This is a genomic window from Microbacterium telephonicum, assembly GCF_003651225.1.
Lineage (GTDB): Bacteria > Actinomycetota > Actinomycetes > Actinomycetales > Microbacteriaceae > Microbacterium > Microbacterium telephonicum.
The window spans coordinates 690,816-711,971 of the sequence record NZ_RCDB01000003.1 but is presented as its reverse complement, the minus strand read 5'-3'; the positions used below and the strand labels follow the sequence as shown (position 1 = coordinate 711,971).

Sequence of the window (21,156 nt, the reverse complement as noted above, 5' to 3'; positions counted from 1 at the left end):
GGTCACACCTCGACGGGGCTCGTGATCGCCCGATAGCCCACGCCGCGCACGGTCTCGATGAACCGGGGCGTCGCCGCCGATTCACCGAGCTTGCGGCGCAGGTTCGCCATGTGCGTCTCGATCGCACGTTCGTCGGCGTCGCGCACCGGCAACAGCCGAGGATCGTCGCGCACCGAGTGCACGAGGTCGGCTTTGGAACGCACGTCGGGCGCCGACTCGAGGATGGTGGCGAGCAGGTCGAACTCGGTGCGGGTGAGGGAGACGGGTTCGTCGTCGACGGTGACGACGTGCGCGCCGCGGACGAGTTTGAGTCCGTTCCAGCCGAGCGTGTCGATGACGGGGGCGCCCACGGCGGGGGTGGCGGTGGAGACCTGCCGGCGCTGCGCGGCGAGCAGCCGGGCCCGCAGCTCCCGGGCGCGGAACGGTTTCACGACGACGTCGTCGGCGCCGACGCTGAAGCCGAGCACCGCGTCGGCCTCATCGGTGAGCGCCGTGATGATGACGATGTAGGTGCTGCTGCGCTCGCGGATGCGGCGGGCCGTCTCGTAGCCGTCGATGCCGGGCATGTTGACGTCGAGCGTCGTGATCACGGGGTCGTGGGAGAAGACCGCCTCGACGCCCTCGACGCCGTTGTCGGTCTCGATGACGTCGAACCCCGAGCTGGAGAGGATGTTGACGATCAATGCACGCACGTCGGGGTCGTCGTCGATCACGACCGCGGTGTTGCGCCCCATGGCGTGCACTCCTGGTTCTCGACGCTCGGGGGTGCGTCGGTTTTCGATGATTCTGCCAGAACGAGAAAGATGTTCCGGTCAGCGCCGGGCCCGCGACCGCGCCACGACGGGAAGCCGCCGGAATCCGCGGCCGAGCCGGGCCAGGCGCCCGTGCAGCTGCGGCCACACGCGATCGGGGATCTCGGGGTGGTTGATGGCGAAGTCGCGCCGACTCGGCCAGAGCGCTCGGGCGACGATCACCGGCTTCTCGCGCCAGGGGGCCCGGGCAACGAGGAGCAGCCAGGATGCGGCCGCGCCGTCGGCCTCGGCGACCTTGCGCCGCCACTCGCGGGCCGCTGCCCCGCGGGCGAGGTCGGGGTCCGTCGCCACCGCCACGCCGATGCCTTCGAGGAAGGCGGGGATCGCGGTCGCCGCTCCGGTGCGCTCGGCGACCTCGCCGATCGCCTGCCGCTCGTCGGCCGTGAACGACGCCGCCTGCAGGTGCTGCAGTTCGGCGCGATGCCGTTCCTGCGTGTGCGTGCCGCGCAGGGAATGCAACGCGAGCACGAGCACGTTCGCGGCCCGGCTCGGGATGTCGCACGGCTGATGTGCGAACGCCGCCTCACGCCGCCCGTCCCATAGGGCCTCGAACACCGCGACGCGGTCGCGCAGGAAGCCGGGGTACTCGCTGTGCACGTCGAACGAGTTCGGCCAGCCGTTCTTGCGGAACGAGCGAGAGTGCAGCGTGAAGTGCGCGCTCGCGAAGGTGCTCGGGAACTCCTCCCACCCGGCGTCGAGCACCACCGCGCAGTACTCGTCGAACCGTGCCGGCTCGACGAGCACGTCGACGTCGGCCGAGACGCGGGCCGCGCGCAGACCGTCATCCGAGAGAGGGCGCCCCTTGAGGACGAGCAGCCGGATGCCGCGCTCGCGGGCGCGGTGCTGCGCCCACGCCGTGAGCAGCTCGTTCGCCTCGTCGAGTCGCAGCGTCGTCGTCGGCGCGGCCGGCGTGGTCACGGCGCTCAGCCCTGGGCGATGGCCACGGTGAGGCTGTCGGTGGCCGTCTGCTTCGCGTACTCGTTCGAGGTCGGCGTGGTCTGGATGAGGAAGTCGTACGTGAACTGCAGCGTCACGAACGTCGCCGCATCCGGGACCGCGCCCACGTTGAACACCTGGGAGTAGCTGTACGGGTCGAGCACGAGGTAGCCCGGGGAGGTGGTCGCCTGGTCGACCTGCGCGCCCAGGGCCTCGAACGACTGCGTCGCGTTGCCGGGGACGGCCGTCATCGTGGCCTTCTGCAGGTACACCTTCTGGCCGTCGTTCGGCGTGATGGTGGTGACCATCGACAGCTGCACCGGCTTGACGGCCGACGGCGTCCACTTGTCCATGCGCAGATCCGACCAGTAGTTCACGTTCGCCGTCACGGCGCCGGCGGCGATGGTGCGCTGCGTCGATCCGGTCGACAGGTCGTTCGACACCGGCGTCGGCACGGTCGTCGGGGTGGTCGAGGCCGAAGGGCTGGCGCTCGCTCCGTCGCCGTCGGCCCACGGTGGGGCGCCGCATCCGGCGAGGGTGAGCGCGAGCGCACCCGCGGCGAAGGTCGCGGCGAGTCGTGCGGCCCGTCGTGTCGGCATGCGAATCCCCCTGGGGTGTGTGGTCCGCGTCAGTCTAGAGGCACCGCGAGACCGGCCCGGTCAGGCGAGGCCCGCGCGCACCCAGCGATCGCCGCCGGCGACGGCGGCCGCGACGGCGGCGGCGCGCGCGGCGGCGAGGGTGTCGTCGAGGCGGTATCCGTGCTCGGCGGGCGCGGCCCACCCGACCGACGCCGACACCGGGATGGCCTCGGTGCCCGCTCCGCCGGGAGTGGTGATGTCGTGCAGCAGGGTGCTGATCTGCTCCGAGAGCACCGCCGCCGGGCGGGCGATGAGGATCGCGCACGTCGACGCGTCGAGCCGCCCCACGTCGGCGTCGGTCGGCATCGCCTCGCGCACCTCCCGCACGAAGCGCGACGCGATGCCGGCGTAGCCCGCTTCGCCCGCGGCCAGCCGCAGATCCGCGCTGTCGTCGAGGGTGACCACCAGCAGCGCCCACGACCGCTCGCCGGCCGCCTGGGCGCGCTCGAGCCGGTCGGCCGCCACCGTCTCGAACTGCGACGCGGATGCCGCGGTGCGACCGCCGGCCGTGCCTCGCGCGAGGAAGAGGAGGGTGATCAGCGCGCACGTGATGTAGATGAGCATCCCGAGCAGGTTCACGTCGCGCAGCAGCCCGAGCCCCGACGCTTCGGCCGTCGGGGCGAAGATACCGGTGATGAGGCTCAGAGCCGCCATCGCGACGAAGGCCGCGGAGAACAGGCTCAAGGGGAACGACGTGCCGCCACCGCGCTCAGGTCGGCGGATGAGCTCCCACAGGGTCAGCCCCGCGAAGACCGCGGTCACCGTATAGGCCAGCCGGAACGTCCACGCGAACGCGGTCGTGTCGGAGGCCAAGGCGAACGCCGTCGCCGCTCCGCCGGCCACGAGGATCGTGGCCCACGGGACCGCGACGGCGCCGCGGAACGCGCGCAGACCCGACCAGATCAGGACGGGCGCCCCGAGGATGGCGCCGAGCGACGCGACGCGCAGGGTCTCGTTGTCCATGGAGACACCGGCCAGCTGTCCGTACGAGCTGACCATCGCCAGCACGAACGTCAGCGACCACAGTGCGGTCGCACGGCTCGGGCGGGCGAGGAATCCCAGCCCGATCATGATCATCGACGCGACCGTCGACAGGGCGACGTGGGCCAGTTCCAGCCCGATCACGTGGACTCCTTCGTGTCGCCGCCGCGCACGACGCGGATCTGCTGGGTGTCGGTGGGGCCGAGGTCGGCCTCGGTCACGTCGGTGAGGGGCATCCGCAGCGTGATGGTCGTGCCGACGCCGGGCGTGCTCTCGATGCCCAGGGTGCCCGAATGCTGCTCGACGATCGCGCGCGCGATACCCATCCCGAGGCCCGTGCCGGGGGTGCCGCTCTCCAGTGCCGTGCCGGCGCGGAAGTAGTCGGTGAACACGAGCGGCAGGTCGTCGGCGGCGATGCCGATCCCCGAGTCGCGGATGACGACGACGGCCTCACGGTCGTCGGCGCTCGCGGTCACCGACACTTCCCCGGTGGGCGGCGTGTACTTGACGGCATTGCTGATGAGGTTGTCGAAGACCTGGCGCACGCGGAACGCGTCGGCCATGACCGGCAGCGGGTCGCCGCCCGCCACCTCGAGGGCGACGTCGCCGAGGCGCGCGGCGGGGGAGAACGACTCCGCGGATGCCGTGAGCACCTCGCGCAGGTCGACGAGGCGGCGGGGGGCCTCGGCGGGCTGGGCCGTGCCTCCCGCGCGCAGCACGTCGGCGATGAGGCGCTCCATCCGCTGCCCGGCCGCCTCGACGAGCTCGAGCCGTTCTCGTTGCCGGTCGGTGAGTGCGTCGTCGTCGAGGAGCAGATCGGTGTAGCCGAGGATCGCCGTCAATGGGTTGGAGAGTTCGTGCGAGACGGTCCGCGCCATCGTGCGCGTCGCCTGCTGCGCCGCCTCGGCGGCGGTGACGTCGGTGACGATGAGCATCGTGACGTCGGGCTCGCCGGGCCCGCTCACGAGATCGACGGTGGAGGCGTTGACGGTGTGCCACTCGCCTTGGGCGTCGAACAGCCACATCCGCTCGTCGGTGAAGCGCTCGCCGCGTGCAGCGCGGGCACGGGGTCGCTCGGCCTCGCGCAGCGCGGTGCCGCCGTGGCCGTCATACTCGACCGAAGAGCCCGGCTGGGTCAGGTCGCGGCGGTCGAGGCCGTACAGGGCGATGTAGGAGTCGTTGGCGGCGAGCAGCTGTCCGTGCCGGTCGACGCGGGCGATGCCGGCCTCCAGCCCGTTGAGCATCTGATTGACGCGCCGCTCCTGGGCCCGGACGCGCCGGATCGTCTCCTCGAGCCGCGCGCTCTGGCGCCGCAGCAGGCGGGTGGCGGCGCCGGTCTTGCGCGACTCCATGTTGATCGTGATCGCGAGGAACGTCAGCGACAACAGCACGATCGTGAAGCGCAGGCTCGCGCTCGTGTTCGCCTGGTGGGTCACCGCGTCGAGCACGATGAGGGCGGCGACCAGCACCAGGCCGCCGATCCACGCGATGCGGTAATAGGTCGCGAGCCACGCGAGCGGGAAGACCCAGAGGAACCCCATGCGCAGGTCCGACCCCCACGCGAGCGCGCCGATCGAGACGATCCCCGAGAAGGGGATGAGGGCGACGATCCGCGTGCTGACGCGGTCCCACGGGACGAGCATGACGACCACGGTCGTCGCGATCACCATGCCGATCCCGAGCGGAATCGTGATCGTCGACAGCAGGTCGGGCGAGAGCACCAGCAGCACGAGCGTCAGCACGACCACCGCGGCCGTCAGCACGAGCTGCCACAGCCAGATGGACCGGGAGCGCGAACTGATGCGCGCCTCTCCTTCCCCTGACATGCCGCGAGTCTATCGACGCCGCCGTGACGGCATCCGAGGCGCGTTGCGCAAGCCTTGCGGAAACCTTGCGGGTCCGGGGTCGGGGCGCGTGCGGAATCTTGCGTTTCGCCCGCCATAGTTGATGCCATGACCACGAACGACGTCGCCCGCTACGAGCGCAGCAACGAGGACGAGCAGATCCACACGCTGGAGAACTCCTTCCCCGACGACTTCGCCGACGTGCTCGACGAGGGCACGACGCACCGCTCCACGATCGGCTGCGTCATCCCGGCGTACAACGAGGAGGAGTCGATCGCCGATGTGATCGCGAGCCTGCTGCGTCAGACGCGTGTGCCCGACGTCATCCACGTGGTCGTCAACAACACGACCGACGCGACCGTGAAGATCGCGTCGCAGTATGCCGGTCCGCACGAGCTCAGCACCGTGCTCGGCGACCAGTTCACCGAGGTCTTCGTCCACGACATCGGCAAGAACCCCGACAAGAAGGTCGGCGCGCTCAACTACGGCTACACGCTCGTCGAGGGCTACGACTACCTGCTCGGCGTCGACGGCGACACCGTCGCCGACGACCGCGCCGTCGAGTACCTCGAAGCGGAGGCCGTCGCCGACACCCGCATCGGCGGCATCTCGGCGATCTACTCGATCGACGAGAAGCCGATCACCGGGTTCCTCGCGAAGTTCCTCATCACCGGTCAGCGCTCGCAGTTCGCCGCGTTCAACCTGCACAACCTGCTGCGCGGTCGCAACATGGCCGTGCTCGGCGGGCAGTTCTCGATCTTCTCGACGCAGGCCCTGCGCGACGTGATGCGCGAGAACCGTCAGATGACGCCGTGGGTGAAGGACTCCGAGGTGGAGGACTCGCTACTGTCGCTGCAGATCAAGAGCGCCGGCTACCTCACCAAGATCAGCCCGTTCGCCCGCGCCGACGTGGGCGGCATGACGACCCTGCGCGCGCTCGACGCGCAGCAGGTCAAGTGGACCTACGGCGCCATCGAGCTCATGTGGCCCGGCCAGCGCGGCGACACGAAGGGGCAGCCGTTCCACCCGAACCTGCGCGTCCGGTGGCTGGAGCACTTCGACATGCTCATGAACATGTTCGTGCGCATCGCGTTCGTGACGCTGCTCGCGGCGTCGCTGTCGATCGGGGCCTTCGTCTTCTCGTTCTGGTGGCTGATCCCGCCAGTCGTGGCCATCGCGCTGAACACGCGCATGGCGATGACCATGAACAACCGCTCCACTCGCGACGTGCTGTTCGGCCTGACCCTGGCGCCCGCGGAGATCTACATGTGGATCCGCTGCTCGCACTTCCTGCGGTCGTGGACGCGCTTCCTTTCCCGCAAGAAGGTCGACAACTGGGCCATGCAGGCCAAAGCCGAGCGCGGTGGCGGCTTCGGGCACTGGACCCCGCTCATCTTCGCCGTCGCGATCGTCGCGGCCATGGTCGCGATCTGGATGATGCTGCCGATCATGGTGCAGTCCACGATCCTGTGGATCGGCTGGCCCATCGTCGGTGTCATCACCGTCATCCAGACCCTCTCGATGTTCTTCAAGCTCGTGCGTCGCCAGCACGGTTACAAGGTCTGACGCACTCCCACCCGTTTCGCGTCAGAACCAGCGCCCCGGTCGTGCCCCGCACGGCCGGGGCGCCTTTCTGGTTGCGGCCCGAGTTTTGCGCCGAACCCTCGGTCCCAGGCCGAACCCTCGGTCCCAGGCCGCCCCGGAACGGAGGGTTCGGCCCAGGGGTGAGGGTTCGGCAGGGGTGGGGCACGGGTCAGGGGCGCGGGCGGATGCCGAACGCGGCGAGGCGGGCGGCGAGCGTATCCGCGGAGGCGATGTGCTCCCAGTTCCAGCGGACCACACGGCGCCCGGTGGCGCCGCGGATCCAGTCCTCCCGCTCCTTCTCTCGCAGCACGACGTCGTCGGCCGACTCGCCCTGACGGCGGAACGCGTCGTCGACGTACTTGCCCAGCCCATCGAACTCGGCCCAGACATCGGCGTCGTCGAGGGAGAAGTCGAGCCAATACGGCGACCCGTGTGGCCCGGCGACGGGCACTTGCGGACGGATGTTCCGGAACCCGATCTCGTGCAGATACAGCCGGCTGATACTCTCACCCGGCCGATCGGCGCGACCGTCCGCGAGGGTGAGCAGGCGTCGTGCCTGCACCACGCCGCGCGCTCCGGTCCGCAGGTGAGCGAGCATCGCCGACCGGTACGCCTCGGCGGCATTGTCGTCGTAGACATGATCGTCGTGGTCCCAGGCGATCGCGCGCAGTGCCGCATCCGCCGCAGCCAAGGCTGTCTCGGGTCGTGCGAGGCGAGCGAGATCGGCGACCGTGCGTGTCACGGAGGTACAGCAGATGCCGTCTACCTCGACCACGTCGGCTTCTGCGACCTCGATCTCATGTCGCGCGACGAGCGGGTTGCGCGACCGCACTCGGCCGTTCGACCGGGCCGAGGCGATGTGGGCACCTCGGGCTGATGCGCGTGCCAGGGGGAGCCCGTGCAACGCGGCGGCCGAGGAGAGCACGAACAGCGGTCGCTCCAGACGCAGCCGCCGCTGGGCCGCAGCGACGTGCAGAAGCTCACGCTGCTCGGTGCGCGCGCTGCGCCAGTCCGCGGCGGAGACGTAGAGACCCCGCGATAGCCGGATGAGCGCACCGCCGTCGACCGCGTCGACGATGGCGCGCTGCGTCACGCCCGCCGTCCGGAGGCCTGCGTGTGTTTCGAGCCGGAGGCCCGTGCGATGCGGTGTCATGCGCCGAGTGTGCCGATGGCGGGCGCGGAGCAGGCGCCGGAGAGGCGGATTCGGGGACGGATGCGAGCCGCGGGCGACATGGGGAGGAAACCTCGACCCCGTACGATCGACCCCGTGTCCCCCACTTCCGCAGCCGCCGATGCGCACCGCGCCACGACGCGGCGCCGGCGTCGGCACACGCTCACCGCGACGCTGCTCGCGGTGCTGCTGCTCTTCGCGGCGGGGGCGACGGCCGTCGTGATCGCGCTGGTGACCCCGCACGATCCCGAGCCGCCGGGTGTCGGAACACGGTTCGCCGTCGCCGCCGATTCGAGCGCCGCGACCGCCACCGCATCCGCCACCGCCGGGACACCTGAAGCGGATGCCGCGGCCTACCTCGCCGAGCAGCCGACGGCGTGGTGGCTCACGCCCGAACGCGACCCGATCGGCGCGGCGGGGACGCGCATCGAGACCCTCGCGGCCGAGGCGCGCGAGCAGGATGCCGCGCTCGCCGTCGTGATCTACGGACTGCCCGAGCGCGACTGCGGCAACCACTCCGCGGGCGGACTCGACGGCCCCGACTACGACGTCTGGACGACCGAGATCGCCGACGCGCTCGCGGCTGCCGACGATCTGATGCGCGTCGTCGTGCTCGAGCCCGACTCGATCGCCCTCGCCGACGAGTGCGGCAATCTCGAGGACCGCGCGCTGCAGCTGCGTCAGGTGGTCGCGAAGCTGCAGCTTCCCGGCGTCTGGGTGTACCTCGACGGCGGACACTCGAACTGGCACAGCGCCGCCGACATGGCGTCGTACCTGCAGTACGTCGGACTCGACGGGGTGCGGGGCTTCTCGCTCAACGTCTCGAACTTCAACACGACCGCCGACGAGTTCGCGTACGCCCACCGGCTGTCCGATGCCCTCGGCGGCGGTGCGCACGCGATCATCGACACCTCCCGCAACGGCGCCGGCTCCGACGGACAGTGGTGCAATCCGCCGGGACGGCTCGTCGGCGACGCCCCCGGCACCTACGGCGATGACGTCGTCGACACGAACCTGTGGATCAAGGTGCCGGGCGAGAGCGACGGCACGTGCAACGGGGGTCCGGATGCCGGGAACTGGTGGCCGCAGGGTGCGGTGGATCTGACCCGCGACGCGGTCGGGTGACGGGCCGGTATATCGGCGCTGTGTAGCATGGCGACCAGGGTGAGGAGTGTGACATGAGTGACGACGCGACGGACAAGACCGCCGTCATCATCGAGGATGACCCCGAGGTCCGGCACATGCTCGCCGACGTTCTCGAGGCCGCAGGATTCTCGACGATCACCGTCGGAAACGGCATCGACGGCATCCGTGCGGTCGAGGCGTATCAGCCTCTCGTGACAACGCTCGACGTCAACATGCCGGGAATGGACGGGTTCGAGGCCGCGCGCCGCATCCGCCAGCGCAGCGACACCTACATCGTCATGATGACCGGACTCGGCGACGAGGCCGACGTCGTGCTGGGCCTTGCGGCCGGAGCCGACGAGTTCATCACGAAGCCGTTCCGTCCGCGGGAGCTGCGGGCCCGCATCGAGGCGCTGCTGCGGCGCCCGCGCGCCGGGTCGACCCCGGCCGCGGCTCCGACGCAGGACAGGGTGGGGCCGTCATTCCCGACCCGTTCGGTGCCGGTGCAGGCCGCATCCGATGCGTCGGTCGCCCACGCCCCTGCAGACGCGGGGGAGCAGATCGTCACCACCTCGGACGGCGCGATCGTGCTGCGTCCGGTCGCCGACGCTCCGGCCACGCAGGTCGTGCAGGCGCAGGAGTCGTGGCTCGTGCACCGCGATCTGCAGCTCGACCCCGATTCGCGGCTCGTCCGCCTCGGCAATCGTGAGCTCGAGTTGACGCGCACCGAGTTCGACCTGCTGAACGCGCTGATGGAGTCGAAGCGGCGCGTGCGCAGCAAGGCCGACCTCGCGCTCGTGCTGCGCGGTGAGTCGTACGTCACGACGTACTTCGTGGGGGATGCCGACAAGCGCGCGATCGAGGCGCACATGACGAATCTGCGCCGCAAGCTCGCCGACGACCCGAGCAACCCGCGCTACATCGAGACGGTGCGCGGCGTGGGCTACCGGCTGACCGCCGAGATCTGATCTGCTCTCCCGCCGAACCCTCGGTCCCGGGCCGAACCCTCGGTCCTGGGCCGCCCTGAGACCGAGGGTTCGCCCCAGAGGTGAGGGTTCGGCGAAATGCACGGCCCGCGCTCGTGCTCACCCCACCCGCGCCGCGTAACGTGGGAGAGACAGAGATGTACCCAAGGGAGGGGATGTCCATGTCGACCAACATCATCGTCGGAGTGACCGCGGCCCCGGCTGCGGCCCGGGCACTGGAGTGGGCGGTCGCGCGCGCAGCCGAACGTCGGCACGATCTCACGCTCATCTCGGTCGTCGGCGGGGCGATCGGCGCCGTCGGCGAGGGCGACGTGCTCGTGCAGGCGATGGATGCCGCCGCCGCGAACCTGGCCACCGCTGCGGAGCGGATCGCCGAGGCCCACCCGACGCTCACCGTCACGACCCGGGTCGAGGCGGGCAACCCGGTCGCGGTGCTGCTCGAGGCGTCGGAGTCGGCCGATCTGCTCGTCATCGGCAGCGACTACCGCGGCCAGGGTCAGGGCCCCGCGCGCGGCGCCCACGGTATCCGCCTCGCCGCGGGTGCGCACTGCCCGGTGGTCGTCGTGCCCGACATCGATCCCAAAGGCCGCCGCGGCGTGGTGGTCGGCGTCGACGGCGGTCAGGTCTCGGAGCACGCGCTGCGCTTCGCGGCGGCCGAGGCCGACCGGCTGGGCGAGCCGCTCACCGTCGTGAGCGTGTGGACGCCGTTGGCCGCGCCCCGCAACGACCTCGCCGTCTACCCCGAGCTGTACCTGACGAACATGCAGGCGACGACCGAGGAGATCCAGGCGCTCGCGCTCGCCGGCATCGCGAGCGACCATCCCGATCTCGAGGTGATCCGCCGCGTCGAGCAGGGGTTCCCGTCCCAGGTCATCGACGAGGCGGCGCAGACCGCGCGGATGGCCGTGGTCGGCACGCACGGGCGTGGGGCGATCGCGCGGTTCCTGCTCGGTTCGGTGAGCCACGAGGTGCTCTCGCGCCTCAGCACCGTCACCGCTGTCGTGCGCTGAACCGCCGGATTCAGGATGCCGTGCCCGCCGTCGCGGGCAGGGCGAAGCCCGCGCGCAGACCACCCCCGTCGGGGTGCTCGAGCCACACGCGTCCGCCGTTGCGCTCGATGAGCTCGCGCACGATGGACAGCCCGAGTCCCGTTCCCGGGGTGCTGAGCTGTTCGGCGTCGGCCCCGCGGTAGAAACGCTCGAAGGCGTGCGCGAACGTGTCGGCCGACATCCCGGGGCCGGTGTCGGTCACGGTGACGGTCGCCGTGTCGTCTCGGCGCACGACGCTGATCTCGATCACGCCGGATGCGGGGGTGAACTTGATCGCGTTCGTGACGAGGTTCGTGAGGGCGCGACGGATGTCGGACGGGCTGCCGTGCAGCACCGTGTCGTCGACGGATGCCGTCACGGTGATCGCCTTGGCGTCTGCTGAGGGGCGGTGGGTGGCGATCGTGTCGTCGACGAGTTCGCGGGCGGGCACCGGCTGCACCGCGCGTGACGGCACGGGTGAGGATGCGCGCCCCAGCGCGAGCAGGTCTTCGACGAGCTCGGTGAGGCGCGCGGTGTTGCGGTCGATCACATCGACCCAGTCGCGTTCGCGCGGGTCGAGGTGCGGGGACTCGCTCAGCAGTTCGGTGTAGCCGGCGATGCTCGTGATGGGGGTGCGCAGCTCGTGGCTGGTGGTGGCGACGAAGTCCTCGCGCTGGCGTTCGAGCTCGAGCTTGAGCCGCAGTACTTCGGTGCGTTCCCGCTCGGTGTCCAGCAGGTCCTGCGTGGTGCGCAACGAGATGGCATGCGCGCGCTCGATCTCATAGCGGGCCGTCACCATAAGCACGGTGAAGATGCCGAGCGTGCACAGGAATACCACCGTGGTGAGCACGACATCCGGTTTCGGAAGCGCCTGGCTTCCGAAGGATGTGGGATCGAAGCGGGTCAGGAGCAGGACCGCGATCGCGGTCACCAGGGTCTGTGCGTAGGCGATCACCACGCGCTGGCGCAGCAGTCCCCAGCCGAGGAAGGAGAAGACGACGAAGCTCAGCGGCAGGTCGGCACCGGGGCGGAAGGCCGCGGCCACGGCGGCGGCGAGCAGCGCTGCTTGGAGAAGGGCTTCCCAGAGCGGAACGCGCGAGCGCGCCGCGGCGGCGGGAGGCAGCGCGCCGAAGGGCCCGATGAGCAGGACCGCCGCGATGTGGGAGGCGGCCGCGGTGGAGCTGGTCGTCAGGAAGCTGACGCCGGTGAGCATCCACGCGGCGGATCCGACCAAGGACCCGAGCACGATGGCGGCGACGAGCGTCGCCATGATGAAGCGCACGGCCGCGCGCATCGTATCGAGGGTGAAGGGGCGTCGATGCAGACCGAGGATGCCGGCCAGGACGACCATCTCGACGGTGTTCGCGATGCAGTACAGCGCGGCCAGCAGCGGGGGGCGGCCGATGGTGAGGTTGGCTGCCAGCGTGACGATCAGGGTGAGGACGATCGGCGCCCACAGCTGCCGCTTCGGTGCCATCAGCAGCAGGATCGTGGTGAGGCCCGCGGCCGGCCACCACGGGGCGATCACGGCTCCGCTCGCGGTGATGCGGAGGGTCAGGACCGCCAGGGCATAGGCGGCAAGGCCGGCGGCGAGCCACCCCCACCAGGGCAGGTCGCGACGCGCCGTCGGGGCGGCGGTGAGCCGCGCGGCGACCTGTGGCATGAGAGGAATGTATCCCGTCGCGGATGGTGCTGCGCGCAGGGTACGGTTGATCAACTCTTTGTGTCGGTGGAGGCGCCGTGGCAGACATCCTTGTCGTCGATGACGATGTCGACGTCGCGCGTCTGCTCGAGCATGTGCTGTCGGCATCCGGCCATCACGTCGACGTCGCCTCCGACGGGGGCGCGGGCCTGGTCGCGGCTCGCGCGAGCCACCATCATCTCGTGATCCTCGACTGGATGATGCCGGTCAAGAGCGGCCTCGACGTGTGCACCGAGCTGCGCGCCGATGAGGGCTTCTCGACGACGAAGATCGTGATGCTGACCGCGCGTGCGACCGAGGCGGATGTCGAACGCGCCTACGCCGCCGGCGCCGACGAGTACCTGACGAAGCCGTTCTCCCCGCGGGCTCTGCGCGCCCGCATCGAAGAGCTCGTCGCCTGACGGCGGAGTACCGTCGTAGCAACCCGCACCGTCGCGGCGTCGTCTCGTCCGAGAGGAGGCCCGCGATGCCCACACCCGTCCGCCGTGCCCTGCGCGCGCCGGTGACGTGGTTGCTCGTCTACGTCGCCGTGCTCGCCCCGATCGCGTTCTGGCCATCGCCGGTCGACCGCGATGCAGGGCCGCTGCTGGCCTGGATCACGCGGATGCTGCCTGTGCTGACCTACGGGCGGATCGAGTTCCTGGCGAACATCGCCCTGTTCGTGCCGTTCGGGGTGCTCGTGGCGCTGATGCTTCGACGTGCGCTCCTGGCGATCCCGGTCGGGATGGCCGTGTCCCTGCTGGTCGAGGGCCTGCAGGGGCTGCTGCTCGCCGAACGCACGCCGAGCCTGCTCGATGTCGTCGCGAACACCACCGGGACGGCGATCGGCGTGCTGGTCGTGATCGTCGTCAAGAACGCCCCGTTCTCAGCGCGGTCGGCTTACGGCCGTCCCATGCCGTAGTAGGTCCAGCCGGCGGCGCGCCAGGCGGCGGCGTCGAGGCCGTTGCGTCCGTCGACGACGACGCGGCCGCGGGTGAGGGTGGACGCGTGCTCGGGGGGCAGTTCGCGGCGGTATTCGTCCCATTCGGTGACGAGGATGACGGCATCCGCGTCTCGGATGGTCTCGTCGCGTGAGGTCTCGTAGGTGAGCTGCGGATGCTTCGCGCGGGCGTTGTCGATGGCTTCGGGGTCGGTGACGACGACGCGGGCGCCGAGGCCGTGGAGGCGGACGGCGACGTCGAGGGCGGGGGAGTCGCGGATGTCGTCGGAGTGGGGTTTGAAGGCGGCGCCGAGGACGGCGATCTTCTTCTCGAAGACGGTTCCGCCGAGGCCGTCGACGACGAGTTGGACGGCGCGGTCGCGGCGGCGGAGGTTGATCTCGTCGACTTCGCGCAGGAACGCGACGGATTCGCCGCGGCCGAGTTCTTCGGCGCGGGCGGAGAAGGCGCGGATGTCTTTGGGGAGGCATCCGCCGCCGAAGCCGATGCCGGCGCCGAGGAAGCGGCGGCCGATGCGGGCGTCGTGGCCGATGGCGTCGGCGAGCTGGGTGACGTCGGCGCCGGTGACTTCGGCGATTTCGGCCATCGCGTTGATGAAGCTGATCTTGGTGGCGAGGAACGCGTTGGCGGCGACTTTGACGAGTTCGGCGGTGGCGAGGTCGGTGACGATGAACGGTGTCCCCTTGGCCACGGCCGGGTGGTAGACCTCGCGCAGCACGTCGGCCGCGGTCTCCCCGGTCGTTGAGCGAGCGGAGTGAGTCGAAACGTCCGAACCCCCCGGGACCCCGACGACGAGGCGGTCGGGGTCGATGGTGTCTTGCACGGCCCAGCCTTCGCGGAGGAACTCGGGGTTCCACACGAGCGTGGCGCCCGTGGCCTCGACGCGTTCGGCGAGTTCGGCGGCGGTGCCGACCGGGACGGTCGACTTGCCCGCGACGATGTCGCCGGCGGAGAGGTGGGGGAGGAGGGCGTCGACGGCGGCGTTGACGTAGGTGAGGTCGGCGGCGTACCCGTCGGCGCGCTGCGGGGTGCCGACGCCGATGAAGTGCACCTTCGCGCCGTGCGCGGCGGCCATGTCGGTGGTGAAGCTGAGCCGGCCGGACGCGACACCGTCGCGGAGGATCTCGGGCAGCCCGGGCTCGAAGAACGGCGCCTCGCCCTTCGACAGCGCGTCGATCTTGCGCGCGTCGACGTCGATGCCGACGACTTCGTGGCCGATAGATGCCATGGCCGCGGCATGCACGGCCCCGAGATAGCCACAGCCGATCACAGACATACGCATGAGCACGAGCCTAATGCGCGCAGAGAACTCCGCCGGAGCGGAGGCCCGATACCTCCACTCCGGCGGAGCAGTGTGTTCTGAGAGAGTGTCCGGCCCGATTCCATCGACCCCGTCAGAACGCGCGCGCGTCTGACCGCACGACCACCCGCGCGGTGCGCCGAGCGGCGCCCGCGATCACGGGAGTCGTCAGGCGGCGACGCTGTCCTTCTCGTGGGTGCCGAGCTCGAACGTCTCGGCGACGACGGGCCGTCCGAGCGCCCGGTACTCCCAACCCGCCCGCCGGTACGCCGACGCGTCGAGGGCGTGGCGCCCGTCGACGATCTTCTTCTGCGCGACGATCTCGCCGAGCAGCGTCGGGTCGGCCCGCCGAAACTGATCCCACTCGGTCAGCAGCACCGTGACGTCGGCGCCGCGGACGCACTTGCCGAGATTCTCGGCGTACTCCAGATCGGGGTACACCTTGTGCGCATTGATGTTCGCCTCCGGGTCGAACACCGACACGAGGGCGCCTTCGAGGTAGAGCTGGCGCGCCACGTCCAGCGCCGGCGCGTCGCGCACGTCGTCGGAGTTCGGCTTGAACGCGGCGCCCAGCGCGGCCACGCGCACACCGACCAGCGATCCGCCGGCGAGCTCACGGACCAGGTCGACGGTGCGGGAGCGGCGGCGCAGGTTGATCTGGTCGACCTCGTCGAGGAACTTCACCGCAGCGCCGACACCCAGCTCCTCGGCACGGTGGCGGAAGGCGCGGATGTCCTTCGGCAGGCATCCGCCGCCGAAGCCGAGCCCCGGCTTGAGGAACCGCCCGCCGATGCGGTCGTCGAACGACAGCGCCTTCGCCAGCAGATTCACGTCGGCACCCGTCGCCTCGCAGACCTCGGCCATCGCGTTGATGTAGGAGATCTTCGTCGCGAGGAAGGAGTTCGCCGCCACCTTGACGAGCTCGGCGGTGGCGGTGTCGGCGACCACGAGCGGAGTCCCCACCGCCAGGATCGGCGCGAATGCGTCCCGCAGCATCCGTTCGGCGTAGTCGGATGCCACCCCGAAGACGAGCCGGTCGGGCTGCAGCGTGTCTTCGACGGCGAATCCTTCGCGCAGGAACTCGGGGTTCCAGGCGACTTCGAGTGCGTCGCCGGCGGGCGAGACCGACTGCACCAGCGAGGTGAGGCGGGCGGCCGTGCCGATGGGCACGGTCGACTTGCCGACGAGGAGCGCCTTGCGATCGATGCGCCGCGCGAGCTCGGTGAACGCCGACTCGACGTAGCGCAGGTCTGCGGCGTGCGATCCCTTCTGCTGCGGCGTGCCGACGCAGATGAAGTGCACGTCGCCGAAGGCTGCGGCCTCGTCGAAGTCGGTCGTGAAGCGGATGCGACCGTAGTCGAGCGCTTCGCGGAGCTTCTCGGGCAGGCCGGGCTCGTAGAACGGCACCTCTCCCCTGGTGAGCTGCGCGACCTTGGCGGGATCGACGTCGACGCCGAGCACGTCGTAGCCGAGCACGGCCATGCAGATGGCGTGCGTGGCACCGAGGTATCCGGTGCCGATGACGGTGATACGGGGGAGCGTTCCGCTCAAGACGTTCTGAGCGGGCTCGAGGCGATGCAGGTTCACGACTTCCTCCAGTCATGTCGTCGGGTTGCATGACGCCGATCGGGACGGCGGTCCTGCGCGTGCACCCCAGTGGCACGCGAGGACATCGGGGAGCGGTCAGGAGCAGTCGACATTGGCGTACCCCTCCGCTGCGCTTTCGACGACGTTGTCGCACGTGACGACGTTGTCGTTGACGGGTGTGAACGAGAAGCCGAAGCCTGGTCCGTTGACGGTGGCCTTGTTGCCTCGGAACGTATTGTTGCTGCCGTAGCCTTCGTTGCCGATCTCATGGGTCTGGAACCCGTCGAGGGGCGAGTTCGTGCCGGTGTTCCCCTCGATGAGCCAGTTGTTCCCCTTGACGTCGACCCAGCTGTCGGCGCCGACGATCGACGAACCGTCGAAGGTGTTGCCGCGCAGGATGCCGTCGCGCGTGCCCTCTTTGATGTCGACGGCTTCCGAGCTCGTCCCGTGGATGTAGTTGCCTTCGATGATGTTGCCGTTGGACTCGTCGGGTTTGCAGTCGGTGATGTTGCACCAGTTGCTGTCGGCGGTGCCGATGTAGACGCCTTCGCCGAACTTGTCGCGGCGCAGGCCTGTCTCGCTGATGTCGTTGCCGACGACGCGGTTGTCGGTGGAGTGCTTGCGCAGGTGGATGGCCTCATCCCCGATGTGGAAGACGGTGAGACCTTCGATCGTGGTCCCGGTGGTGCCGTCGGCCATCACGCCCTTCTGCCCGTTGGTGACGGTGAAGCCGAGCAGATGCCAGTGCTGCGCGCCGTCGAGGTGGAAGACATACCCGCCCTTCACACCGTCGCCGTCGAGCACGGCGTCCTGCGGACCGCACAGGGTGATCGGATCGTCCGCGGTGCCCGAGGCGGTCGCGACGAACTTCCCCACGTACGTGCCCGGTGCCAGCGAGATCACGTCTCCGGGCTGGGCTTGGGCGAGGGCGGTGGAGAGCGCGTCGGCCGAAGCCACGGAAACGGTGGGGGTGGGGCACTCGGCCGACGCGGCCTGAGACGACGGCAGCTGCGCGGAGGGCATGCTTCCCGTCGAAGTCGGTGTGGGCTGCACGCTCGCGGTGCGACCGGGTGCGGACGTCGGCGCGGCGACGGTGGGCGCCGGTCCCGCGGCGAGTGCTCCGATGCCCCACATGAGCGAGGTCACGAGCGCGCCGGCGACGAACGCGACGGCGGCCAGGAGCCACGGCCGGGAGGTGAGCGCGGCGAACAGCGATCGGCTCGGCGGGGTGGGCAGCGGGGGCGGGGTGGGGTGGGTCATCGGGAGTTCCCCTCGTGGGCCGGCGGTCGTCCGAAGGCGGTCGGGTCGGCGATGCCGGAGGTGAGTTGAGACAGCGGAGTGTGCGAAGCGTACGGATGCCGGATACCGGCGTTCTTGCGCCGCGCTCGCACGCCGCTGATGGCGCTGAACACGACGAGCGCGCCGAGGATCAGCCACAGCACGGTGAGCGGCTGGAAGATGCTCCGCAGGATCACGTCGAGCGGTTTGGTCGACACCCAGGCGTCGACGTCGTTGGCTCGAGTGGTGGGGTCGATGGAGCCGGCGCGCGCGATGTCGATCGCGCTGGGACCACGACCGGAGACGTCGTTGTTGGTGATCTGTGTGGCACCGGTGGCGGCGATCAGTGTCACGGCGTGGTTGGAGACGCCGATGATCGTGTTCCGATCGACGCTGCCGGAGGCGTCGCGCAAGTAGATGCCGACTTCGCCGCCGTCGATGTCGTTGCCCTGCACCGTCGCCCCGGTCACCCCGCCGCGGAGTGCGATGGCGTGCTCGCTGGAGTGCTGCACGAGGTTGTCGGTGATCGTGACGTCGGAGACGGCATCCGCGACGACGATGCCCATATCGTGCCCGTCGACGGTGTTGGCGTCGACGGTGAGGTGCTCGCCGCCGAGGATCTCGATGCCGTAGCGGCCGTTGCCGCTGACCATGGAGTCCTCGACCTCGTTGTTGCCGTAGTCGCCGACGGAGGTGCCCATCGCGCTCGGGCCGTCGGCGAGGGGGCCGCCCTCGATGGTGATGCCGTTGCGGCCGTTCTGCTCGACGGTGAGCCGTGACAGCACGACTCCGGTGGCCGCGCGGGTGACGGCGACGCCGTCGACGGCGTTGTGCGAGACGGTGGTGTTGTGCACGACGGTGTTGGTCACGTCGCGGTGCAGCACGAGACCGTCGACCAGGTTGTGCTCGAAGCTCGAATTGCGGATGTCGACGCCCTGCGCGCTGGTGATGAACAGTCCGAAGGCGTTGTCGCGTACGGAGATGTCGTCGATGTCGGCGGCGACGTAGCTGTACGCGCCGAGGTCGGGCTCGGTGGTGAGCAGCTCGGCCCCGTCGGCGGGGAAGATCTCGGTGCCGTACACGGTGGTCGTGCCGGCGTCTTCGGTGTCGCGGCCGACACGGTTGAGGTCGTCGTATTCCTTGAGGGTGTCGGGTGCGGCGTTGCCGGTGAGCGCGACACCGCCGGTGGCGCCCGACCAGAATCCGAGGTCGTGGAAGTCGACGTGGGAGAAGCGGGCGACGCCGCCGGTGACGCGGAGGTAGGCGCGGCCGTCGGTGGTGTCGGTGTCGGCGGTCTGCGACACCGGGTCCCACGCGGCGACCTCGATCGGCTTCTCGGCGGTGCCCGCCAGTTCGATCGACCCTCCGATCGTGACGATGGAGACGAACGCGTCGGGTGTGCTGGCCAGGTGGAGCACGAGGCCCTCTTCGTCTTCGAGCTTCAGGGTGGCGCCCTGTTCGACGACGATGTTCTCGCTGAGCAGGTAGCTGCCGTCGGGCTGGCGCACGAAGGTGCTCGGCGCGTATTGCAGCAGGTCGGCGAGGGTGTACGGCGACTCGCGGGGGATGAGCACCAGCGTGTAGGTGTTTCCGGTGACGAGGCGGTAGGGGCGGCCTTGGTTGATGTTGGTCCATCCCGCGGCGTTGGCGATGGCGCGCACGTCGATGAGGCGGCGCTCCTCGGATGAGACGAGCATGGCTTCGACGTCGGGGTCGCCCGGGTATGCGTCGCCGGAGACGACTTCGGTCTCGTCGTAGGTGGTTCCTTCGAGGTCTTCCGCCCACGCCCCGGTCGGAAGGACGAGAGCGGCGAGCAGGCCCACGATGGCAGCGGTGGTCACGAGGGAGCGATTCACGCTGCCACCGCCCCGCGCTCGTCGAACGGCTCGACCTGCTTCTCGGGCACCGGCAGTTCCGCCACGAGGGTCTTCGCGGTCTGGCCGTCGCCGCCGATCTGGTCGGCGTGGCGGGTGAGCCATCCCTGCTTGTTCATGGTGACGAATGCGTAGAGCTTGATGGGCAGGGCGATGAACACGACCGTCAGCGCGACGATGGGCAGCAGGAAGATGTCGAGCGGGCGCCGGCGCAGGTGGGAGATGCCGCGGATCCCGCGGGTGAGCAGCACCCAGGCGACGACCGCCCAGATTCCGATGGTCGAGATCTCGAGCCGGCTGAAGGCGACGTAGAAGACCGTCAGGCCCATGGTGACCGGAGTGAGCAGGATCTGCAGCACGGTGATCTTGGTGACGAACGGGGTGCGCCACAGCCAGCCCTTGGCGATCGCGGTGAGGTAGGTGCGGTAGGAGTTGCGGCTCCAGCGGATGCGCTGCTTCACGAAGGCGCGGAAGCTGGACGGGAACATCGACAGCGCCTTCGCGGAACGCTGGTGCACGGTCTTGTAGCCGGAGGCCAACACGAGCCACGTGAGGCGGCCGTCGTCGCCGGCGATGCAGCGCCGGCCGAGGAAGTACTCGTTCTCGAGGTTTTCGAGCACGGGCAGCACGGCGTCGCGACGGTAGACGGCGGTGCGTCCCGAGATGCAGGCGACGGCTCCGTATCGGCCCATCGCGGGCACGTAGTTGTAGTAGCGCAGGTCGACGAGCCAGTCGGCGACGCGGCGCCAGATGCTCGTGCCCCGCTGGTACACGTTCTGCTGCGTCGACACCCCGCCGACCATGGGGTCGATGAACGGCTTCTGCACGTTGGCCAGCAGCCCGTGGGTCCACGAGGTGTCGCTGTCGACGAGCACGAGGATCTCGCCCTTCGCCAGCCGGATGCCGCATCCGAGTGCCGAGCGCTTGCCGGCGTGTTCGAACAGTACGGGCGTGATGATGGGGTCGTTCAGGGCGACGATGCGGTCGTACGCCTCGAGGTCCGCGACGTCGAGGACGATGATGATCTCGGTCGGATCCTGCGCGCGCCACGTGGTGAGACAGCGCATGAGGATGTCGGGATCTTCATGGAACGACGGCACGATGACCGAGGTCGTCGTGCGGAAGTCGCTCTCGATCGCGGGTGTGCGTGCCGAGAGGATCACGCGGTACAGCCACAGTGCCCAGACGATGGTGCCGGCGACGGCCAGCGGGAAGAACGGTGCGATGGTGGTCCAGAAGTCGGTGATCGACTGCCAGATGGTCGGAAAGTTCGGCATGTCCGTCGGTCGGATGCCGGAAAAAAGGTACGTCGAAGTACGGAGCATGGCGACTCCCCCAAGTCGTGCGCTGTCCCCAGAGCAGCGGATAGATG

General features: G+C 69.8%; 18 protein-coding genes. 6 read left to right on the top strand and 12 right to left on the bottom strand.

All coding sequences use genetic code 11. The features are described 5' to 3' along the window. Positions 1 to 2: 2 nt before the first annotated feature. The 5 genes from C7474_RS12855 to C7474_RS12835 all read right to left on the bottom strand — a co-directional run bounded on the left by C7474_RS12855 (position 3) and on the right by C7474_RS12835 (position 5,193). Positions 3 to 734 carry a response regulator transcription factor gene (locus tag C7474_RS12855; RefSeq protein ID WP_121060463.1) on the bottom strand — a complete coding sequence of 244 codons (732 nt, stop codon included), beginning with the start codon at positions 732 to 734 and terminating at the stop codon, positions 3 to 5. A gap of 78 nt (positions 735 to 812) precedes the next feature. Next, on the bottom strand, positions 813 to 1,730 hold the full coding sequence (locus tag C7474_RS12850; protein ID WP_158597351.1) for a nucleotidyltransferase family protein: 918 nt from the start codon (positions 1,728 to 1,730) through the stop codon (positions 813 to 815). Between the two features lie 5 nt (positions 1,731 to 1,735). Then, positions 1,736 to 2,347 (bottom strand): hypothetical protein, encoded by a 612-nt coding sequence (locus C7474_RS12845; RefSeq protein WP_121060461.1) that lies wholly within the window; start codon positions 2,345 to 2,347, stop codon positions 1,736 to 1,738. Between the two features lie 60 nt (positions 2,348 to 2,407). After that, positions 2,408 to 3,511, bottom strand: coding sequence for a hypothetical protein (locus tag C7474_RS12840; RefSeq protein WP_121060459.1), 1,104 nt, complete (start codon positions 3,509 to 3,511; stop codon positions 2,408 to 2,410). Then, positions 3,508 to 5,193: a sensor histidine kinase gene (locus C7474_RS12835; RefSeq protein WP_121060457.1), complete on the bottom strand. Its 1,686-nt coding sequence runs from the start codon at positions 5,191 to 5,193 to the stop codon at positions 3,508 to 3,510. Before C7474_RS12835 ends, C7474_RS12840 begins: the two co-directional genes overlap by 4 nt. 126 nt (positions 5,194 to 5,319) lie before the next feature. Between C7474_RS12835 and C7474_RS12830 the strand changes: the two genes are divergently transcribed. Then, the gene (locus C7474_RS12830; RefSeq protein ID WP_121060455.1) at positions 5,320 to 6,777 is read left to right on the top strand and encodes a glycosyltransferase family 2 protein; all 1,458 of its coding nucleotides are present in this window, start codon (positions 5,320 to 5,322) and stop codon (positions 6,775 to 6,777) included. Between the two features lie 187 nt (positions 6,778 to 6,964). Here C7474_RS12830 and C7474_RS12825 read toward each other — a convergent pair whose 3' ends face one another. Further along, positions 6,965 to 7,888 (bottom strand): hypothetical protein, encoded by a 924-nt coding sequence (locus C7474_RS12825; protein WP_121060453.1) that lies wholly within the window; start codon positions 7,886 to 7,888, stop codon positions 6,965 to 6,967. A gap of 174 nt (positions 7,889 to 8,062) precedes the next feature. Here C7474_RS12825 and C7474_RS12820 point away from each other — a divergent pair, with 174 nt between their 5' ends. The 3 genes from C7474_RS12820 (at position 8,063) to C7474_RS12810 (ending at position 11,087) form a co-directional block, all read left to right on the top strand. Beyond that, positions 8,063 to 9,091, top strand: a complete 1,029-nt coding sequence (locus C7474_RS12820) for a glycoside hydrolase family 6 protein (RefSeq protein ID WP_241965238.1) — start codon at positions 8,063 to 8,065, stop codon at positions 9,089 to 9,091. A 53-nt stretch (positions 9,092 to 9,144) separates the two neighbouring features. Then, positions 9,145 to 10,059, top strand: coding sequence for a response regulator transcription factor (locus tag C7474_RS12815; protein ID WP_121060450.1), 915 nt, complete (start codon positions 9,145 to 9,147; stop codon positions 10,057 to 10,059). 179 nt (positions 10,060 to 10,238) lie between these two features. After that, positions 10,239 to 11,087, top strand: coding sequence for a universal stress protein (locus C7474_RS12810; protein ID WP_121060448.1), 849 nt, complete (start codon positions 10,239 to 10,241; stop codon positions 11,085 to 11,087). Between the two features lie 10 nt (positions 11,088 to 11,097). Here the strand turns inward: C7474_RS12810 and C7474_RS12805 are convergent, their stop codons facing one another. Further along, complete coding sequence (locus C7474_RS12805) at positions 11,098 to 12,768, bottom strand: sensor histidine kinase (protein WP_158597350.1); 1,671 nt, start codon at positions 12,766 to 12,768, stop codon at positions 11,098 to 11,100. 77 nt (positions 12,769 to 12,845) lie between these two features. Between C7474_RS12805 and C7474_RS12800 the strand changes: the two genes are divergently transcribed. Beyond that, entirely contained in the window at positions 12,846 to 13,208 is a 363-nt protein-coding gene (locus tag C7474_RS12800; RefSeq protein ID WP_121060769.1) for a response regulator transcription factor, read from the top strand. Positions 13,209 to 13,273: 65 nt separating this feature from the next. Then, the gene (locus tag C7474_RS12795) at positions 13,274 to 13,708 is read left to right on the top strand and encodes a VanZ family protein (RefSeq protein WP_121060444.1); all 435 of its coding nucleotides are present in this window, start codon (positions 13,274 to 13,276) and stop codon (positions 13,706 to 13,708) included. On the opposite strand, the gene C7474_RS12790 is transcribed toward C7474_RS12795, so the two are convergent. The 5 genes from C7474_RS12790 to C7474_RS12770 all read right to left on the bottom strand — a co-directional run bounded on the left by C7474_RS12790 (position 13,687) and on the right by C7474_RS12770 (position 21,061). Continuing rightward, positions 13,687 to 15,027 carry a UDP-glucose dehydrogenase family protein gene (locus C7474_RS12790; protein ID WP_121060442.1) on the bottom strand — a complete coding sequence of 447 codons (1,341 nt, stop codon included), beginning with the start codon at positions 15,025 to 15,027 and terminating at the stop codon, positions 13,687 to 13,689. The two genes, C7474_RS12795 and C7474_RS12790, sit on opposite strands and share 22 nt — an antisense overlap. Positions 15,028 to 15,213: 186 nt before the next feature. Beyond that, complete coding sequence (locus C7474_RS12785) at positions 15,214 to 16,632, bottom strand: UDP-glucose dehydrogenase family protein (protein ID WP_277870605.1); 1,419 nt, start codon at positions 16,630 to 16,632, stop codon at positions 15,214 to 15,216. Positions 16,633 to 16,728: 96 nt separating this feature from the next. Continuing rightward, the gene (locus C7474_RS12780) at positions 16,729 to 17,892 is read right to left on the bottom strand and encodes a right-handed parallel beta-helix repeat-containing protein (protein ID WP_199692452.1); all 1,164 of its coding nucleotides are present in this window, start codon (positions 17,890 to 17,892) and stop codon (positions 16,729 to 16,731) included. Continuing rightward, complete coding sequence (locus C7474_RS12775; protein ID WP_158597349.1) at positions 17,889 to 19,751, bottom strand: right-handed parallel beta-helix repeat-containing protein; 1,863 nt, start codon at positions 19,749 to 19,751, stop codon at positions 17,889 to 17,891. The genes C7474_RS12780 and C7474_RS12775 overlap by 4 nt, the downstream gene beginning before the upstream one ends. 11 nt (positions 19,752 to 19,762) lie before the next feature. After that, positions 19,763 to 21,061, bottom strand: a complete 1,299-nt coding sequence (locus C7474_RS12770) for a glycosyltransferase (protein WP_121060438.1) — start codon at positions 21,059 to 21,061, stop codon at positions 19,763 to 19,765. Between the last annotated feature and the right edge of the window lie 95 nt (positions 21,062 to 21,156).

Bases quoted from the DNA above. Each gene is read 5' to 3' on its own strand.
- C7474_RS12855 (WP_121060463.1), bottom strand. From the start codon at position 734: ATGGGGCGCAACACCGCGGTCGTGATCGACGACGACCCCGACGTGCGT.
- C7474_RS12805 (WP_158597350.1), bottom strand. From the start codon at position 12,768: ATGCCACAGGTCGCCGCGCGGCTCACCGCCGCCCCGACGGCGCGTCGC.
- C7474_RS12845 (WP_121060461.1), bottom strand. From the start codon at position 2,347: ATGCCGACACGACGGGCCGCACGACTCGCCGCGACCTTCGCCGCGGGT.
- C7474_RS12790 (WP_121060442.1), bottom strand. From the start codon at position 15,027: ATGCGTATGTCTGTGATCGGCTGTGGCTATCTCGGGGCCGTGCATGCC.
- C7474_RS12815 (WP_121060450.1), top strand. From the start codon at position 9,145: ATGAGTGACGACGCGACGGACAAGACCGCCGTCATCATCGAGGATGAC.
- C7474_RS12780 (WP_199692452.1), bottom strand. From the start codon at position 17,892: ATGACCCACCCCACCCCGCCCCCGCTGCCCACCCCGCCGAGCCGATCG.
- C7474_RS12810 (WP_121060448.1), top strand. From the start codon at position 10,239: ATGTCGACCAACATCATCGTCGGAGTGACCGCGGCCCCGGCTGCGGCC.
- C7474_RS12770 (WP_121060438.1), bottom strand. From the start codon at position 21,061: ATGCCGAACTTTCCGACCATCTGGCAGTCGATCACCGACTTCTGGACC.
- C7474_RS12795 (WP_121060444.1), top strand. From the start codon at position 13,274: ATGCCCACACCCGTCCGCCGTGCCCTGCGCGCGCCGGTGACGTGGTTG.
- C7474_RS12830 (WP_121060455.1), top strand. From the start codon at position 5,320: ATGACCACGAACGACGTCGCCCGCTACGAGCGCAGCAACGAGGACGAG.
- C7474_RS12835 (WP_121060457.1), bottom strand. From the start codon at position 5,193: ATGTCAGGGGAAGGAGAGGCGCGCATCAGTTCGCGCTCCCGGTCCATC.